At 63.2% G+C, this 16325-nt stretch carries 16 protein-coding genes and 1 pseudogene; 7 read left to right on the top strand and 10 right to left on the bottom strand.

The annotated features are described in order from the left end of the window. The first annotated feature begins 38 nt into the window (after positions 1-38). Positions 39-770, top strand: a complete 732-nt coding sequence (locus tag KW568_RS16360) for an SDR family oxidoreductase (RefSeq protein WP_003248017.1) — start codon at positions 39-41, stop codon at positions 768-770. A 29-nt stretch (positions 771-799) separates the two neighbouring features. Beyond that, complete coding sequence (locus KW568_RS16355; RefSeq protein ID WP_003248019.1) at positions 800-1414, top strand: 2-hydroxychromene-2-carboxylate isomerase; 615 nt, start codon at positions 800-802, stop codon at positions 1412-1414. On the opposite strand, the gene KW568_RS16350 is transcribed toward KW568_RS16355, so the two are convergent. The 5 genes from KW568_RS16350 to KW568_RS16330 form a co-directional block, all read right to left on the bottom strand. Continuing rightward, entirely contained in the window at positions 1387-1686 is a 300-nt protein-coding gene (locus tag KW568_RS16350; protein ID WP_012052548.1) for a hypothetical protein, read from the bottom strand. The genes KW568_RS16355 and KW568_RS16350 overlap by 28 nt on opposite strands. Before the next feature lie 2 nt (positions 1687-1688). Continuing rightward, positions 1689-2234 carry a cupin domain-containing protein gene (locus KW568_RS16345; protein WP_003248033.1) on the bottom strand — a complete coding sequence of 182 codons (546 nt, stop codon included), beginning with the start codon at positions 2232-2234 and terminating at the stop codon, positions 1689-1691. An 81-nt stretch (positions 2235-2315) separates the two neighbouring features. After that, complete coding sequence (locus KW568_RS16340) at positions 2316-3521, bottom strand: MFS transporter (protein ID WP_003248036.1); 1206 nt, start codon at positions 3519-3521, stop codon at positions 2316-2318. 81 nt (positions 3522-3602) lie between these two features. Continuing rightward, positions 3603-4136 (bottom strand): cytochrome b, encoded by a 534-nt coding sequence (locus tag KW568_RS16335; protein WP_003248038.1) that lies wholly within the window; start codon positions 4134-4136, stop codon positions 3603-3605. Next, the gene (locus KW568_RS16330) at positions 4133-5185 is read right to left on the bottom strand and encodes a catalase family peroxidase (protein ID WP_004577196.1); all 1053 of its coding nucleotides are present in this window, start codon (positions 5183-5185) and stop codon (positions 4133-4135) included. The genes KW568_RS16335 and KW568_RS16330 overlap by 4 nt, the downstream gene beginning before the upstream one ends. A 124-nt stretch (positions 5186-5309) precedes the next feature. Between KW568_RS16330 and KW568_RS16325 the strand changes: the two genes are divergently transcribed. Next, complete coding sequence (locus tag KW568_RS16325) at positions 5310-5831, top strand: sigma-70 family RNA polymerase sigma factor (protein WP_004577197.1); 522 nt, start codon at positions 5310-5312, stop codon at positions 5829-5831. After that, positions 5828-6580 carry an anti-sigma factor gene (locus KW568_RS16320; RefSeq protein WP_003248043.1) on the top strand — a complete coding sequence of 251 codons (753 nt, stop codon included), beginning with the start codon at positions 5828-5830 and terminating at the stop codon, positions 6578-6580. Before KW568_RS16325 ends, KW568_RS16320 begins: the two co-directional genes overlap by 4 nt. 167 nt (positions 6581-6747) lie before the next feature. Here the strand turns inward: KW568_RS16320 and KW568_RS16315 are convergent, their stop codons facing one another. The 3 genes and pseudogenes from KW568_RS16315 to xthA form a co-directional block, all read right to left on the bottom strand. Then, positions 6748-7131, bottom strand: coding sequence for a hypothetical protein (locus KW568_RS16315; RefSeq protein ID WP_227743119.1), 384 nt, complete (start codon positions 7129-7131; stop codon positions 6748-6750). A 168-nt stretch (positions 7132-7299) separates the two neighbouring features. Further along, a pseudogene (locus tag KW568_RS16310) lies at positions 7300-7560 on the bottom strand (RHS repeat-associated core domain-containing protein); the annotation flags it as partial. A gap of 319 nt (positions 7561-7879) precedes the next feature. After that, on the bottom strand, positions 7880-8692 hold the full coding sequence (gene xthA / locus KW568_RS16305; RefSeq protein ID WP_004576714.1) for an exodeoxyribonuclease III: 813 nt from the start codon (positions 8690-8692) through the stop codon (positions 7880-7882). A 162-nt stretch (positions 8693-8854) separates the two neighbouring features. On the opposite strand from xthA, the gene KW568_RS16300 reads away from it, so the two are divergent. The 3 genes from KW568_RS16300 to KW568_RS16290 are packed head-to-tail and all read left to right on the top strand — an operon-like array spanning position 8855 to position 14971. Beyond that, positions 8855-9505 carry an N-acetyltransferase gene (locus tag KW568_RS16300; protein ID WP_004576713.1) on the top strand — a complete coding sequence of 217 codons (651 nt, stop codon included), beginning with the start codon at positions 8855-8857 and terminating at the stop codon, positions 9503-9505. 52 nt (positions 9506-9557) lie between these two features. Continuing rightward, entirely contained in the window at positions 9558-11300 is a 1743-nt protein-coding gene (locus KW568_RS16295; RefSeq protein WP_003248049.1) for an autotransporter assembly complex family protein, read from the top strand. Further along, positions 11297-14971, top strand: coding sequence for a translocation/assembly module TamB domain-containing protein (locus tag KW568_RS16290; protein WP_004576712.1), 3675 nt, complete (start codon positions 11297-11299; stop codon positions 14969-14971). The genes KW568_RS16295 and KW568_RS16290 overlap by 4 nt, the downstream gene beginning before the upstream one ends. 19 nt (positions 14972-14990) lie before the next feature. Here the strand turns inward: KW568_RS16290 and KW568_RS16285 are convergent, their stop codons facing one another. Both KW568_RS16285 and KW568_RS16280 read right to left on the bottom strand, forming a co-directional pair. Then, positions 14991-15545, bottom strand: a complete 555-nt coding sequence (locus tag KW568_RS16285; protein WP_003248053.1) for a DUF2589 domain-containing protein — start codon at positions 15543-15545, stop codon at positions 14991-14993. A 74-nt stretch (positions 15546-15619) separates the two neighbouring features. Further along, positions 15620-16264 (bottom strand): DUF2589 domain-containing protein, encoded by a 645-nt coding sequence (locus tag KW568_RS16280; protein ID WP_012052541.1) that lies wholly within the window; start codon positions 16262-16264, stop codon positions 15620-15622. Positions 16265-16325 lie beyond the last annotated feature (61 nt).

The following is a 16325-nucleotide window of genomic DNA, read 5'->3' as shown; positions in this document are numbered from 1 at the left end:
TTCGTTTACTAAACGATCATTTACCCATGGAGGCAGGCATGTCAGACCAACAAAAAGTCGTGCTGGTGATCGGGGCGGGCGACGCCACTGGGGGTGAGATCGCCAAGCGCTTTGCGCGTGAGGGCTATATTGCCTGCGTAACCCGGCGCCAGGCCGACAAACTGCAGCCGCTACTGGAGGAAATACACGCCGCTGGCGGCCAGGCCTACGGTTTTGGCTCTGATGCGCGCAAGGAAGAGGAGGTGACCGCGCTGGTGGAGACTATCGAGCGTGATATAGGTCCGATTGAGGCATTTGTCTTCAATATCGGCGCGAATGTGCCGTGCAGCATTCTCGAGGAAACCCCACGCAAGTACTTCAAGATCTGGGAAATGGCCTGCTTTGCCGGTTTCCTCACCGCGCAGGCGGTGGCCCGGCGCATGGTTCAGCGTGAGCGCGGCACCCTCCTGTTCACCGGCGCTACAGCCGGTACCCGCGGCGCAGCCGGCTTTGCCGCCTTCGCCGGCGCCAAGCATGGCTTGCGTGCCCTGGCACAGAGCATGGCGCGCGAGTTGGGGCCACGCAACATCCATGTCGCCCATGTGGTGGTGGACGGAGCCATCGACACGGCCTTCATCCGTGACAGCTTCCCCGAGCGTTATGCCCTCAAAGACCAGGATGGCATCCTTGACCCGGCGCACATTGCCGACAGTTACTGGTTCCTGCACGCCCAGCCCCGCGACGCCTGGACGTTCGAGCTGGACCTGCGCCCCTGGATGGAACGCTGGTAAACCCCCGTTAACACGCAAGGACCGTCACCATGCACACGTCTGTCGATTTCTTTTTTGACCTGGGCAGCCCGGCCAGTTACCTGGCCTGGACCCAACTGCCGAACCTGTGTGCCCGCCACGGCGCTACGCTGCGCTACCGGCCAATGCTGCTTGGCGGGGTTTTCCAGGCTACCGGCAATGCTTCGCCGGCCATGATCCCGGCCAAAGGGCGCTACATGTTCACCGACCTGGCACGCTTTGCCCAACGCTACGGTGTGCCGTTCGGGGTGCCGCCGGGCTTTCCGGTCAATACCCTGACGTTGATGCGCGGCGTGACAGGTACCCAGTTGCATTCACCGGATCGGTTCGAGGCATTGCTATCGGTGCTGTTCACCGGGCTGTGGGTACAGCGCCGCAACCTGAGCGACAGCGCTGTGCTGAATGAAACACTCGTGCAGGCAGGTTTCGACCCGCAGGTTTTTCATGCCCTGGCCGCTGACAGCGAAGTAAAAGCCGCGCTAAAGCAGGCGACCGAGGCCGCTGTGGCGCGCGGGGTGTTTGGCGCGCCCACCTGTTTTGTCGGTGATGGCATGTTCTTCGGCCAGGACCGCCTGGACTTTGTCGAGGAGGCGCTGCGTCAGGGGGCCAGCAGCCTCTCCAGCTGAGTGCGCTCCCACAGGCTGAGCAGGTCGGTGGGGTTGGTGCCATAGCGCTGCCAGTGCTCGAGCCCGGCCTGTTCGCCGCCGGGGGCTTGGCAATGAACGCAATGCGCCAAGCCTTCAGTATCCAAGGCCAACGTCAGTTGCCAGCCCTGGATACCGACATCGACCAAGCCACCCTCGCGGCGTGCAGCCACCTCAAGGTGGTGCACGCCAAGGGCCACATTACGCAGGCACTGATAGACATCCCGGGCGCTCAGTGACGGTCTGTGCGTCAAGATCAGAAATTCGCCGGCGTGTTGGCGCTGATGATCTCGGCCTCATCCGGGCCGATGTTCTTGAAACTGTGCGGCAGGGTCGTGGGGATGTAGTAGCCGTCGCCCGAATTGAGGACGCTGACCTGGCCGTCGACCCACAGCTCGACGGTGCCACGGGTGACCAACCCGCATTCTTCGCCTTCAGCGTGCACGATCGGCTCGCCAGAGTCGGCGCCGGGTGCGTACAGCTCACGCAGCATGCGCATTTGGCGGCCTTCGACGCTGGCGCCGACCAGCAGCATGCGCAGGCCATTGCGGCCCAGGTCGGGTTGTTCGCCACCACGGAATACGTAGCGTTCCTCACGCACCGGCTCGTCGAAGCTGAAAAACTCCGCCAGGCTCATGGGGATGCCCTCGAGCAGTTTTTTCAGGGAGCTGACCGAAGGGCTGACGCGATTCTGCTCGATCTGCGAGATCGTCGAATTGGTCAGCCCGCTGCGACGGGCCAGTTCCCGTTGGGAGAGGTTGTTGCGTTCACGCACCAGTTTGAGTCGCGTCCCCGTGTCCATAGCCGCCTTGTAATCAGAGGTGTCAATAATAATGAGCGATGCGCATTAAAACACACTCTGCGCCCTTGCGCGCTGTGCTTCTCAAACCCGCTGCTCACGCGGCATTGGCCACAGCCCGACCAGCAGCAACAGCACGGCCACGGCCAGGAATGGCAAGCGCGGATCAAGGGCATACACCAAGGTACCGGCGAGCGGCCCGATCACCGCGCCCATGCCTTGGGCGGCGCCAATGGAGCCGGCCGTGGCGCCTTGTTCGGAGGCCTGCATGGCATTGGCCGCCAGTGCCGAAAACGCCGGGAAGACGAAGCCCATGCCGGCCGCCGCAACAAAATAGCAAGCCCACAGCCAGGGGGCCGTGGTGGCCAGCGAGCCACAGGCAAAGCCCAGTGCCGATACCGTGGCACCCACCCGGATCATCTTCAGCGGTGGCCACTCCAGTTGGCGCAGTATCACCTGGGCCAGCATCAGTGCCACACCCACGGTGGTCAGGGCGATGCCAGCCGCCTGGGCCGCTTCGGCAGGGCCCAGATGCAAACGGTCAAGGGCAAAGAAACCGACGATGATCTGCGACACGGTCACGCTGAGCATGGCGCTGAATGCCACCAGCAGCGGCCGGCGCAGGCGCGGGTCGTTCAGCCGCACCGGGCTGGGGGCGTGGCTGTGCGGCAGCGCCTGTGGTTTGAGGGTGAAAAACAGCACGAGGAAGGCAGTGGCCGGCAGCAGCGACATGATATGGAACGGCAGGCTCAGGCTGTGCCGCGCCAGCAGTGCGGCCAGCGCCGGCCCGACCACCAGACCGACGGCGTTGGCCGCCCCCAGTGAGGCCATGGCCCGCGCCCGGCGTTGCGGCTCGACATGGTCGGCGATCAGCGCATTGCAGCCTACCGGGATGGCGGCATAAAAGGCGCCGATGCAACCACGCGCGATCATCAGGCCGATGAACGCCAAGGTCGCCCCCGGCATCCAGCGCAGTGCACCTTCGACGAACAGGCACAGCAGCCAGTAGGCCAGGGTGAAGCCGGCGCTGCCCAGCAGCAGGATGCGCCGGCGGCCCAGGCGGTCTGCCGCGCGACCCCAGGGCCGGGCCAGCAGCACCCAGACCACGCCGGCCACGGTCACGGCGGCGCCGGCTTGCCAGGTGGCCATGCCAAGCTGGCGGGCTATCGGGCCGATCAGGGCGACAAACGCCATCATCGACATGGTGCAGGCCATGTTGGCCAGCAACAGCGGGCGCAGGTTCAGGGTGCTGGCAGGCAGGAGGGTTGCAGGATCCTTTGCGACGTTCATGGGCAGTCCAGGGCAGAGTGGCAAACAAAACCGATATTATTAGGAATCATTATCGATTGTCGAACCCCGTGCTGCTACCGTTCATTCGCTGCGGTGCAAGGGGCCAGGCCACATGCTACGCAACACACCGTCACGGCGCACCCACGCATGCATCAAGGCGGCCCCCACATGCACCAGCACCGTGGCGAACAGCAGGTAGCCGGCCCAGCCATGGGCCTGGCGCAGCACGGCATATAGCTGCAGGTTGTGGGGGGCGATGGCGGGCAAGCCGAGCGGGCGCGGGTAATCGCCTGCCGACAGCATGGCCCAGCCCAGCAGCGGCATGGCCAGCATCAGGCCATAGAGCAGCAGATGCGAGGCTCCGGCGGCCCAGCGCTGCAGTTTTGGCAGGTCGTTCGGCAGGGGCGGGTGAGGTAGGGTCAGGCGCACAGCGATACGCAGTACCACCAGCACCAGCAGGGCCAGCCCGGTGGCCTTGTGCAGGCTGATCAGCACCGGGTGGCGTAGCGACAGGTCGGCGACCATGCTCACACCGATGAACAGCATGGCCAGAATCAGCACGGCCATCAGCCAGTGCAACACGCGGGCGAAAGGGTGGAAGGCTTGAGGTTTCATGGCTTGGCTCCGGTGCTGAGCGATTCGCGGCTACGGCGGTTGAACGATTCGGAATAGGCGGCCGAGCGGGCGGCGAGGATCGGGTCGGCTGACGCCTCTATGCCGCGGGGCAGGATCAGCGGGTCGAAGTTGAGATCGCGGCAGGCCCCTTGCTCGGGGGCGTCTACCTGTTCCAGTACCAGAGTGCCAGCGTCCACGCTGCGCCGCTCGGCGGGCCACGGCCGGGCAGGGTCGTCCACGGCATCGCCAGGTTCGGCCAGTACCAGGCGCAGCGTCCAGCGCAACGGGCCTTGGGCAAGGCGCTGCTGCAAGTCGTGTTGCAGGAATTGCTTGTCATCAACCTGCGCGGGTAATGCCGCAAATGCAGTTTGTGGCTCGAGCTGCCAACGCACCGGGTGGGCCGCACCCGCTGCGTCGATCAGGTGGAAGGCATTGATACTGTGGTACTGCGTGTTGGCGAAGCTGTCGCTGGGTTTGTAGCCCGCCGCCCATTGGCGAAACGCCGCGCTTTCCGGGTGAGCGGCGAAGAACGCCTGCAGCTTGCCAGGGTCCGGTTTGCCGGTTGCCGGGTCTGGTGCGCTCGCCAGTACTTGCTGGTAGAACCCTTGCGGCGTGCTGACTGCCAGCACCGGAGGGTTGTTCATGCCGGTCCGCCAGACCTGGCCATCGTCGGTGCTTAGCTCAATCGCCAGGCTGCGTACGGGTATACCCGTATCCGGGGCGAACGGGTTGGCGCCGCCGATGGCAAAACGGCCCACCACCGGCACCCGTTGCTGGCTGAAGGCGCGCGCCGTGGACAGGTTGGCGGCCTGCCCGCTGGCCTGGAAGTAGCCGCTCACGCACAAGCCCTTGGCGTGGTTCTTGCGGTAGCCGGGGTAATGCCCGGCCTGGGCTTCGAAGGTGTCGATGATGCGCTGTGGCGTCAGTCGGGGTTCGCCGAGCCAGCCAGCGGCATAGGCAAAGCCGGCACCTGCGGCCAGCAGCACGCCGCCAATGGCGGCCAGGCGCAAGGCTTTGGCCGAGCCGTGCAAGGGTGTGTTCATGGTCATCGTCCGGTTCAGTGAAGGTGCCAGTACGACGTGTCAGAGAAAAAGTTATTCCCTCATCGGGAATAGAATGTGTTCACAGGCGTCTGCCCTTTAGACTGACAACCCCAGAGGCCGGGACCTAGCCATGCATGATTTGGACGACCACCAGTGGCGCGAGCTGCTGGCCCGCCTGCGCCGCTTTGCCGTGTGGCTGACCCGCGAGCCGGGCAGCGCCGACGACCTGGTGCAGGCCACGGTCGAGCGGGCCCTGAGCCGTCGCGACCAGCAGCGGGACGCTGATGCCCTGCGTGCCTGGCTGTTCACCATCCTTTATCGACAGTTCCTCGACGGTAAGCGCCGCGAGCGATTGCATGCGCGCTGGTTGTCCTGGTTCGGCCGTAACGAGCACGACGATGAGCCGGTCGGTGACAACCTCGAAACCATCGTCCTGGCACAGGCCGACCTGCAGGCGTTTGCCCGGCTGACGGCGGAGCAGCGTGCCTTGTTGTTGCTGGTCAGCATCGAAGGCTTGAGTTACAAGGAGGCCGCCCAGGCCTTGGGCATCCCCATCGGCACTGTGATGTCGCGCCTGTCGCGCGCGCGCAATGCCTTGCGCGAACTGACTGAGGGCAACCCCCAGCCCCCGGCCTTGCGGAGACTGAAATGAAGCGCCTGATCCCCAGCGATGACGAATTGCACGCTTACGTCGATGAGCGCCTGGAACCTGTGCGCCGGGCCGAAGTGCAGGCCTGGCTGGCGGCCAACCCGCAAGCTGCGGCACGGGTGGAAGGCTGGCGCGCCGATGCCCGGCGGCTGCGCACAGCGCTGGCCGGATTGGGCGAGCTGCCCGGTGCGGCGCAGCTGGACCTTGGCCAGTTGCGTCGGCAATTGCGCCAGCGTCGGCAGCGGCGTTGGGCGGCGGCGGCGGTGGTGATGCTGGCGTTGGGTGTGGGGGGCTTGGGCGGCTGGCAAGTGCGCGATGCAACCTTGGCGCGGGTCGACCTGCCCATGGCTGATGCTGTTCAGGCGCACCGTTTGTTCGCCAGCAGTGAAGCACTGGATATCCAGGCCAGTGATCCTGGGCGGTTGCGCGACTGGCTAGGCCGCCATTTCAGCCGGGTGGGCCAGTTACCGGACCTGGCGGGGTATGGCTTCAAACCGGTGGGCGCCCGCTTGCTCAGCAACGAGCAGGGGCCGGCTGCATTACTGGTATTCGAAGATGGCAAGGGCCAGCGCATCAGCCTGTTCCTGCGCTCGCCGGGCGACCTTTATCGGCGCATGCCGGACGGGCAGCGGGTCGATGGCCAGCTGGAGGCGCGGTACTGGTCGCATGGGGCTTATAACTTTGCCTTGGTCAGCGCGGCGGACGATGTGCGTGGGGCGGGGGTGGGGGAGGCGTTGAGGTTGGGGTTGTAAGCACCGATAGCTTAGGCTCTGTACGAAAAGCCTTGATACTTGTTCATGCTGCGTTGAAAACAGCCTGGGAATGCTCATGTACTCCAGTACAGTCGGGCGCGACCCCGGCCGTTCCTCGGCTGTTTTCGCCTTGCCTGACCTGCGTCTCAAGACTTTTCGTACAGAGCCTAGGATTGTCGCTTAAGCTGATTCACACGAGCCGCATTAAACCATTCTGCACCGTACATATTGGATATCGATGCAAGGCGCTGAACATCACTCGGCATGCCAAGCGTTGTTGTCGGGTGATTGAATCTAAAAAAAATCTCCTCATCAATTGGCAAGCGCGTATGAGTGGCCATGTAGTCGAGCACATTAGATGCGATAATGTCAGTGTCGGCGAACATGTGATCGAGTGGAACACTTAATTCGCTAATAGAAATGGTTGAGGACGTGCTGGAAGTCGACAAACGACGTGAGCTTACCCGTTCGGGGGAGGGATAAGCCATCAAGCCGGTTGCTGATGATCCGTCTGTCGCAGCCTCGAGTGATTGGGAGGTTGTGATGCTCACAGGTGATCTGGACCTGGAGCGTGAGGATGAGCTTGAGCTCAAACTCTCTACTGAAGAGCTTCTTGACGAACTGACCGAATTGGGGCGCGTCAGTTGTCTTCCTGCAGGTTGCCGTCCCGTGGTCTGAAGCGTGTTGCCACCGCGCGTCCGCCACATATGCCCGGACGGATCGTCTCTGTTGACAGGGTCGCCGGCACAGTATGCATAGGCGTTGATGCCTCCATGTCCGAAGGGGCTTAAATGATCGGCTGAATAGAAGCGGTTCAGGGTGGTGGAATAGATTCGGTATCCGTTACCGAGGACATACAGATCTGTTCCCAAGCTTCGATGCTGTCCATTGAACCCGAGCACCGAGCGCCCTTCACTGGCAACCGGCGCATACCCGTAGACCGTATAGCAATGCTGACAGGCATGATATCTGGAAGGCATGATGCACCCTAGGTTAATCTTCATTGCAAGCAGGTTGTCAGAGATGACCTGAGTTAAATACTGGCAATTTTGATAGGTGCAATCTTCGGCCGATGCCTCAAATGGAGTCGCGAAGGGAAATTTTTTGGTTGGAGTTGTAATCGGGGCTGAGTGCTGGCGCGCACACTATGAAAGCTCGCTCACTGTGGGACTGCCCGCTAACACCGGCGAAGCCGGTGCCACCCACCGCGTTGAATTCTTCGCGGATGAATCCGATCGCTGCACCGCCGCTCCCGAAGGGGCGGCGGTGGCTGTTGACACGGCGACAAGGTACCGGCGATCAGCTCAACTCCAGCCAGATCGGCGCATGGTCCGACGGCTTTTCCATCCCGCGCAGCTCATAGTCCACGCCCGCTGCCTTGATGCGCGGCAGCAATTGCTGCGAGGCCATGATCAGGTCGATGCGCAGGCCGCGCTTGGGCTCGTCCTCGAAGCCGCGGCTTCGGTAGTCGAACCAGCTGAAACGGTCGGTCACCTCCGGGTACAGGTGGCGGAAGCTGTCTACCAACCCCCAGCCTTTCAAACGTTCCATCCACTCACGCTCCTCCGGCAGGAAGCTGCACTTGCCGGTCTTCAGCCAGCGTTTGGCGTTGTCCGGGCCAATGCCGATATCACAGTCTTGCGGCGAGATGTTCATGTCGCCCATCACCAGCACTGGCTGGTCGTTGCGGAACTGGCTTTCCAGCAGTGCCTGCAGGTCGCTGTAGAAGCGCTGCTTGGCCGGGAACTTGGTGGGGTGGTCGCGGCTTTCGCCTTGGGGGAAATAGCCGTTCATGATGGTGATCGGGCTGCCGTTGGCATCGGCAAAGGTACCCCAGATGAAGCGGCGCTGGGCATCCTCTTCGTCGGTGGCAAAGCCCTTGTGCAGGCTCAGCGGCGGCTGGCGCGACAGCAGGGCCACGCCGTAGTGGCCTTTCTGGCCATGGTAGTGCACGTGGTAACCCAGTGCCTGCACGTCGGCCAGCGGGAACTGATCGTCGCTGACCTTGGTTTCCTGCAGGCCGATCACGTCCGGCTGGTGCTTTTCGATCAGCGCCGCCAGCTGATGCGGGCGGGCCCGCAGGCCGTTGATGTTGAAACAGACGATCTTCATGGAAAGATAATCCCGGTAAAAGGCGCGATGCTAGCCGACATCGACCTTCATCACCAGCATGGCGGCCAGGCGAGCCTGCTGCTAACGTGCTGTTGGGGGTGAACGAAGCACGCTGGGGCACCTCCAAGGCACTGAACGCCCATTCCAGGAGGTCTGCCCGCAATGCCCGAAACCACAGCCGCCCCGGCCCGTGTCTGCCTGCTCGACGATGGTTACAGCCGCGAGGCACGTTCGCTGCTGTACAACGCCTACCGCCACGAGCCCACCTTCGCCTACATCTTCGAAGCCCAGCGCCCCGGGTATGAGCGGCGCCTGCGGGTGATGGTGCGCGAATGGGTGCGCCAGCACTTCTACCTGCAACTGCCCGCCATCGGCCTGCTGGTCGAGGACCGCCTGATTGCCCTGGCCCTGATCGTGCCGCCGCAGCGCCGGCTGGGCGTGGCCGACAGCTGGGCCTGGCGCCTGCGCATGATGCTGGGTACCGGCCTGCGCTGTACGCGGCGCTACATGGACTACCAGGCTGCATTGGCCAGCTGTCTGCCCACTGACCAGGTGCATGTGTTGCCTTTGCTGGGGGTGCACCCGCAGTTTCAGGGCAAGCACTATGGCGAGCAATTGTTACAAGCTGTGCACGACTGGTGCGCGGAAGACCCAGGCACCCAAGGGGTGGTGCTGGACACCGGTAACGAGCACTACCTGGCTTTTTACCAGCGTCAGGGTTATGAGGAAATTGGTGAAGTAGCTGTAGGACCAATCCGAGAGAGGGTGTTCTTTCATCCTAATCCAGTCTCTTCAAAACCCGCTTTTGCCTGAACAGGCCGCCGGGCGGCTCCCTTGAGCGCCTGGCTCTGGTAGCATGCGCCGCATGACGTATTCAGGAAGATTGACCTGGGGCCTGGTATTCTGGGTCGCCAGTTTCGCAGCATGGGGCCAGAGCGAGTTGTTGGTGAAGGTGAAGCCGGCCAACAAGGCGCTCAAGGCCAATGTCGAAGGCTATATAGGCACATTGGGTGACCGCGACGAAGAAGCACTTTTGCGCTTCAGTCGCGGGGCAGAGGAGCAGGCGCGCAAAGCGGCGCAGGCACTTGGCTACTATCAGGCGCAGATCGATACCGAGGTCAAGCCCGCCAGCGACGCCGACCATCCCCCGCAACTGATCATCAGCATCAACCCGGGCGAACCGATTCGCCTGCGCAACGTGACCGTGCGCATCGAGGGCCCTGCCAGCGAGATGAAGGCCTTCCGCGTGCCTAACAGCAAGGCCCTGCGTGCGGGTGAACAACTCAATCACGGCCATTACGAGGATGCCAAGCGGTTGATCCAGAACCAGGCGTCGCGCTATGGCTTCTTCAGTGGACGCTTCAGTAGCCAGCGCCTGGCCGTTGACCCACAAGCGGGTGTGGCGGATATCGAACTGGTCTACCAGAGTGGCCCGCGTTATCGCCTGGGCGCCGTCACCTTCGGTGGCGACGCGCCGCTGGACGAGGACCTGCTGCAGCGCATGGTGTCGTTCAAACCGGGCACCCCTTACGACTCGGAACTGATCGCGGAACTGAACAACGACCTGCAATCGAGCGGCTATTTCGAAGGCGTGCGTGTGGATGCGGCACCCACTGCTGCTGTGGGCGAAGAAGTCCCGGTGGATGTTCACCTGGAAACCCGTAAACCACGCACCATGGGCCTTGGCCTGGGCTTCTCGACCGACGTCGGGCCGCGCGGCAAGGCCAACTGGACCCGCCACTGGGTCAACCCACAAGGCCACAGCTATGGCTGGGAAACCGAACTGTCGGCCCCGCGCCAGAACGTCGGCCTGTGGTATGACATTCCGCTTGATCCGCCGCTGACCGACAAGCTGCGCTTTGCCGGTGGCTACCAGAACGAGGAGCTTGCCGGCACCGACACGCTCAGCAAGCTGTTGACGGTCGGCCCCGAGTGGCACAGCAAGCTGCCCAGTGGCTGGCAGCGGGTGATTTCGCTCAAGTACCAACGCGAAGAATATCGCCTGGGTGACGACTCCGGTTTGAGCAACCTGCTGATGCCAGGCGTCAGCTATTCCTTCCTGCGCAGTGACAACCGTATCGATCCGCACAACGGCTATCGCCTGCAGTTCGATGTTCAAGGTGCCAAGGAAGGGCTGGTTTCCGACACCAACCTGCTGCACGGCAACGTATTGCTCAAAGGCCTGACCACGCTCGGCCACAACCATCGCTTTCTCGGGCGCGTACAGTTTGGTGGCAGTGCGACCAATGGCTTCAAGAACAACATTCCGCCGTCGCTGCGTTTCTTCGCAGGTGGCGACCAGAGTGTGCGCGGTTACGACTACCAGACCCTGTCGCCGAAGAACAGCGACGGTGACCGTATTGGCGGGCGCTACCTGGTGGCAGGCAGTGTCGAGTACCAGTATTCGCTGACCGAAAAATGGCGGGTCGCGACGTTCGTCGACCAAGGCAACTCGTTCAATGACCTGGAGCTGCCCAGCCTCAAGACCGGTGTCGGCTTTGGTGTGCGCTGGGTATCGCCGGTCGGGCCGCTGCGCCTGGACCTGGCCAAGGCGCTGGATGACGAAGGGGGCATTCGCCTGCACTTTTCCATGGGGCCCGAGCTGTGAAACGCGTAATCAAATTTACTTCACTGGGCCTGCTGGGGGGCGTCGCGAGCATGGGCCTGGTGCTCGGCTTGCTGCTGGGTACCCAGGCCGGCAGCCGCTGGGCACTGGGCAAGGTGCCGGGGCTTGAAGTGGCCGACTTCCAGGGTCGCCTGGCGGGCAGTTGGCAGGCCAGCCGGCTGACCTGGGCCGACGGCGGCAGCACGGTAGAGATGCAGGCGCCGTCGCTGGCCTGGTCGCCTGCTTGCTTGCTGCGCGCTACCTTGTGCATTGACCGGTTGCAGGCAGACCGCATTGACATGGCCTTTGCGCCAAGCACCGAACCGACCGAGAGCGCCCCGCTGCAATTGCCGACCCTGCGCTTGCCGCTGGCCATCGAACTGGGTGAGGTCAAGGTCGGGCAGCTGCGCCTGGATGGCAGCGACCTGCTTGGCGATTTGAAACTGGCTGCGCACTGGACCAACAGCGGGATACGCATCGACAGCCTGCGGCTGCTGCGCGACGACCTGCAATTGAGCCTGCAGGGTAACCTGCAACCCGAAGGCGACTGGCCGGTAACACTACAGGCGCAATTACAGTTGCCTGCGGTAGACGAAAAACCCTGGCAACTGGCATTGACGGCCAAAGGCCAATTGCAGAAGACGCTGGAGCTCGCCGGCACCAGCAGTGGTTACCTCGATGCCACATTGAGCGGGCAGTTGCAGGCATTGGCCGAGCACCTGCCGGCGACCTTGCACATCCGCTCCGACGCTTTCAAACCGGCTGGTGCGTTGCCTGACACCTTGCAATTGAACGCGCTCGAGCTCGATGCCAAGGGCGATCTGCTCGATGGCTATCAACTGTCTGGCAGGGCCAGCCTGCCGGCCGAGCAGTCACCGATCGCCTTGCTTCTGTCCGGCCTGGTTGACAGTAAAGGCGCCAGGCTCGATGCCCTGGACCTGACCGCCAGCGACAGCCAACGGGTCAAGCTGCAAGCCACGGCTGACTGGCAGCAAGGCCTGAGCGCCGATGCGCAGCTGGACTGGCAGGACTTCCCGTGGTTGCGTCTGTACCCACTGGAGACACCGCCCGAGGTCACCCTCAAGCGCTTCAATACCCAGGTGCATTATCGTGATGGCAATTACCAGGGGACTTTCACGGGGGACCTGGACGGCCCGGCAGGAGCGTTCAGCCTGACCAGCCCGTTCGAAGGTGACCTCACCCAGGTGAAACTGCCGCAGTTGGCGCTGACCGCCGGCCAGGGCAAGGCAGCCGGCAGTGTCGCCGTCCGTTTTGCCGACACCCTGGCCTGGGATGTCGACCTGCAGCTCTCCGCGCTCGACCCGGCCTATTGGCTGGCCGAGCTGCCCGGTACCCTGGCGGGGCCACTGCGCAGCAAAGGCGAACTGAAAGGCGATGCACTTACCCTCGATGCCCAGCTTGACCTCAAAGGCCGCCTGCGTGGCCAGCCAGCCATGCTCAAGGCCGAGGCCCAAGGGGCAGGGCAAAGCTGGACCCTGGGCGCACTGGCTATCCAGCTGGGTGACAACCGCATCAACGGCAGTGGCAGCGTGCAACAGCGCCTGGCGGGGCAAGTCGACCTTGACTTGCCGCGCCTGGGCCAGTTGTGGCCAAGGCTGCAAGGCGGGGTCAAGGGCCGGCTGGATGTCGCCGGCACCTTGCAGGTCCCGCAAGGTACGCTCACCCTGCAGGGCCAGCGCTTGGCTCAGGGCGAAAACCGCCTGCAGCAGTTGGACCTGGATGCCCGCCTGGACAACGCCCAACGCGGTGTAGTCGGGCTCAAGGCAACCGGTATCCACCTGGGTGATACCGCCTTGGGCACGTTGCAGGCCAACGGCAAAGGCGACATTCGCCAACAGGCCTTGACCCTCGCGCTGGATGGCCCGCAGCTCAAGCTCGACCTTGGCCTGGATGGCCAGTTGAACAAAGGTGACTGGCGCGGGCGCCTGGCCACTGGCCGCATCCAGGCCGGTGGCCAGGACTGGCAGTTGCAGGCGCCCGCACGCCTGCAGCGGCTGGCCAGCGGCCAGCTTGACTTCGGGGCCCACTGCTGGCGCTCCGGCCAGGCAAGCCTGTGTGGCGACGACCAGCGGCTGGCCCCCGAACCGCGCCTGCGCTACCACCTCAAGCAGTTCCCGCTGGGCAGCCTGGCCCAGTGGCTACCGAAGGACTTTGCCTGGCAAGGCCTGCTCAATGCCGATATCAACCTGGACATCCCGGCCAGCGGCCCCAAGGGCACTGTCGTTGTCGATGCCAGTGGTGGCACCTTGCGCGTGCGCGACAAAGGCCGTTGGGTCGATTTCCCTTACCAGGCCCTGCGCCTGGACAGCACGCTGGCACCGCGGCGCATCGATACGCGCCTGGCGTTTCGCGGTGAGCGCCTGGGTGAGCTGAACGTCAACGCCCGGCTCGATCCGCTGGGCAAGAACAAACCGTTGTCGGGTGATTTCCGACTGGCCGGGCTGGACCTGTCGGTGGCCCGCCCATTCGTGCCCATGGTCGAACGCCTGGCCGGGCAGCTCAATGGCAGTGGTCGGCTTTCAGGCACCTTGCTTGCACCTCAGGTCAACGGCAACCTGATGCTCAGCGGTGGCGAAGTCAGTGGCGCCGAGCTGCCGGCCAGCCTTCAGGACCTGTCATTGCAGGCGCTGATTGCCGGCGAGCAAGTGCAGCTCAACGGTAACTGGCGCAGTGGCGAGGCGGGACGTGGCCAGTTGAGCGGCAACCTCACCTGGGGGCAGGCACTGGGCATGGACGTGCGTCTGCAAGGCCAGCAACTGCCGGTCGCGGTCGAGCCCTACGCCACACTGGAAGTTGCCCCGGACCTGACCTTGCGCCTGATCGATGACAAGCTGGCGGTGACCGGCAAGGTGCAGGTGCCCAAGGGCAAGATCACTGTACGAGAGCTGCCGCCGTCCACGGTCAAGGTGTCGGATGACACGGTAATCGTCGGTCACCAGACCGAGGAAGGCAAACCACCCATGGCAATGGCCATGGACATCGATGTCGAAGTCGGCCGCGACAAGCTGTCGTTCAGCGGCTTCGGGCTGACTGCCAACCTGCTGGGTCATGTGCACATCGGCGATAACCTCGATACCCGTGGCGAACTGAGCCTGGCAGACGGCCGCTACCGTGCCTACGGCCAGCGCCTCACCATACGCCGGGCGCGTCTGCTGTTCGCCGGCCCGATTGACCAGCCATACCTGGACATCGAAGCGATCCGCAAGGTTGACGATGTGATAGCCGGCATCCGCCTGAGCGGCAGCGCCGAGCAGCCGACGACCAAAGTGTTCTCGGAGCCGGCCATGAGCCAGGAGCAGGCGCTTTCGTACCTGGTATTGGGGCGGCCATTGGGCAATACCGGCGAAGATAACAACATGCTCGCCGAGGCGGCCCTGGGCCTGGGCCTTGCCGGGAGCGCCGGCATAACCGGCAGCCTGGCGTCGAGCCTGGGGATCGACGACTTTCAGCTGGATACCGAAGGTTCTGGCAACAGCACCAGCGTGGTCGCCAGCGGTAACCTTACCGAGAAACTCAGCCTTCGTTACGGGGTGGGCGTGTTCGAACCGGCCAACACGATCGCGTTGCGTTACAAGCTGAGCAAGAAGGTTTACCTCGAGGCCGCCAGTGGGCTGGCAAGCTCTCTGGACATCTTCTACAAGCGCGACTTCTAGGCCCGCAGCGTGGCGGCCATCAACGGACGGTGGCCGCCTCGATGAACTCGTTGGTGTCGGGTGAGGGCGGTGGAGTGGTGGCGCGTACCGGGACGATCAGGTTGGTGTATTCCTCGATCAACCGGTTCAGGGCCTCTGGCGGTTCGCTCGCCTGGAACTGCATGCGGATCTGCACTTCGTCGGGGTCGCGGTTTTCGCCCTGGCGGCCTTGGCCACCAATGGTGACCTTGAAGCTCGCGGCCTTGCTCTCGCTCGCGGTCAGCAGTGCCTGCTGCGCCTCGGTGCCTTTGACCCTTACCGACAGGTCGACCTGCATGCGCTCAAGGGCCAGGCCTTTCGGTGACACCAGCGCAAACAGGGGGACGCGCATGATGTGCTGCCCATCCATGGCCACCTCGACCATCTTGGCTTTCATGGGGGCGCCCAGCGCTTGGGTGTCGCACTCGAAAAACTGGTCGAACAGGTTGATGTACTGCTGGGCAATCAGGCTGTTGGTAGCACTGGCGGCTTCTTGCAGGCCGCGGGTAATTTCACGCAGGTCAATGGAGGTCATGGGGGCGGGGGGCTTTTGCAACGATTCGACTCCTCAGGCCAGGGTGTGCCCCTCCCGCTACCGGCAGGAGGGGCTATGGGTCAAGCGCTAGCGTTTTACGGGGTCGGTAGGTTTGCAGGCGCGGCCCGTTTCAAGGTGTCCGCCTGGGATATTTCGTCCGGGCTTTCCAGTGCGGCGGTTCGGACAATGGTTGGCTTGGTTGCGGCGTCAGTGAGGAACTCGATTACCCTCATCATCGCTTCGGGCGGTTCCTGACGCTTCAGGGTCGTGTTGAAGGCATAGCGGGCACGGGTGTCTGTTTTACGGGTTTGCGTGGATTTGTGGCTCACGCTGCCTTTCACGTTAAGCCTGAACGGCCCCCATCCCAGTGAGCCGGTAGCTTCTGCACTCATGTCCTTGTTGGAAACATCTTCCGACATCTGGTTGATAACCAGCTCGAACTCTACATTACCCTCTTCGATGGAAATGTTCGGGTGGGTAATGGCCGCCATCAGCGGCACTTTCATGGTCTTGCTGACCACCCCTTTGTATTCGCCCTGTTCGTCGACGATGGTTTCGTCGTAGTCGAACTGGATGGCTACTGCCTTGCCATCCTGGACACATACCTGCATCAGGAAGTCGGCGTAGGATTTGCTGGCGGTGACCTGCGCCTGGACCATGGCCTGCAAGGGACCGGCGATCATGCGGTCCATCGGCAGGGCATTGATCACGGAGCCTATAAGGCTGTTATCTAACGACATATCGGGAAGCTCGCTCTATCTAGTGGGTTAAGGCCGCCGCGAATAGCAGCCAAGGTGTTCG

It is taken from the genome of Pseudomonas sp. HD6515, from assembly GCF_024971855.1.
Lineage (GTDB): Bacteria > Pseudomonadota > Gammaproteobacteria > Pseudomonadales > Pseudomonadaceae > Aquipseudomonas > Aquipseudomonas alloputida.
The sequence above is the reverse complement of the archived record's forward strand: the minus strand, read 5'-3'. Positions and strand labels throughout refer to the sequence as shown.

Coding starts and splice junctions, on each gene's coding strand:
- KW568_RS16345 (WP_003248033.1), bottom strand. CDS start 2,234: ATGGACACGGGGACGCGACTCAAACTGGTGCGTGAACGCAACAACCTC.
- KW568_RS16300 (WP_004576713.1), top strand. CDS start 8,855: ATGCCCGAAACCACAGCCGCCCCGGCCCGTGTCTGCCTGCTCGACGAT.
- KW568_RS16325 (WP_004577197.1), top strand. CDS start 5,310: ATGCATGATTTGGACGACCACCAGTGGCGCGAGCTGCTGGCCCGCCTG.
- KW568_RS16360 (WP_003248017.1), top strand. CDS start 39: ATGTCAGACCAACAAAAAGTCGTGCTGGTGATCGGGGCGGGCGACGCC.
- KW568_RS16330 (WP_004577196.1), bottom strand. CDS start 5,185: ATGACCATGAACACACCCTTGCACGGCTCGGCCAAAGCCTTGCGCCTG.
- KW568_RS16335 (WP_003248038.1), bottom strand. CDS start 4,136: ATGAAACCTCAAGCCTTCCACCCTTTCGCCCGCGTGTTGCACTGGCTG.
- KW568_RS16355 (WP_003248019.1), top strand. CDS start 800: ATGCACACGTCTGTCGATTTCTTTTTTGACCTGGGCAGCCCGGCCAGT.
- xthA (WP_004576714.1), bottom strand. CDS start 8,692: ATGAAGATCGTCTGTTTCAACATCAACGGCCTGCGGGCCCGCCCGCAT.
- KW568_RS16320 (WP_003248043.1), top strand. CDS start 5,828: ATGAAGCGCCTGATCCCCAGCGATGACGAATTGCACGCTTACGTCGAT.
- KW568_RS16340 (WP_003248036.1), bottom strand. CDS start 3,521: ATGAACGTCGCAAAGGATCCTGCAACCCTCCTGCCTGCCAGCACCCTG.
- KW568_RS16295 (WP_003248049.1), top strand. CDS start 9,558: ATGACGTATTCAGGAAGATTGACCTGGGGCCTGGTATTCTGGGTCGCC.
- KW568_RS16280 (WP_012052541.1), bottom strand. CDS start 16,264: ATGTCGTTAGATAACAGCCTTATAGGCTCCGTGATCAATGCCCTGCCG.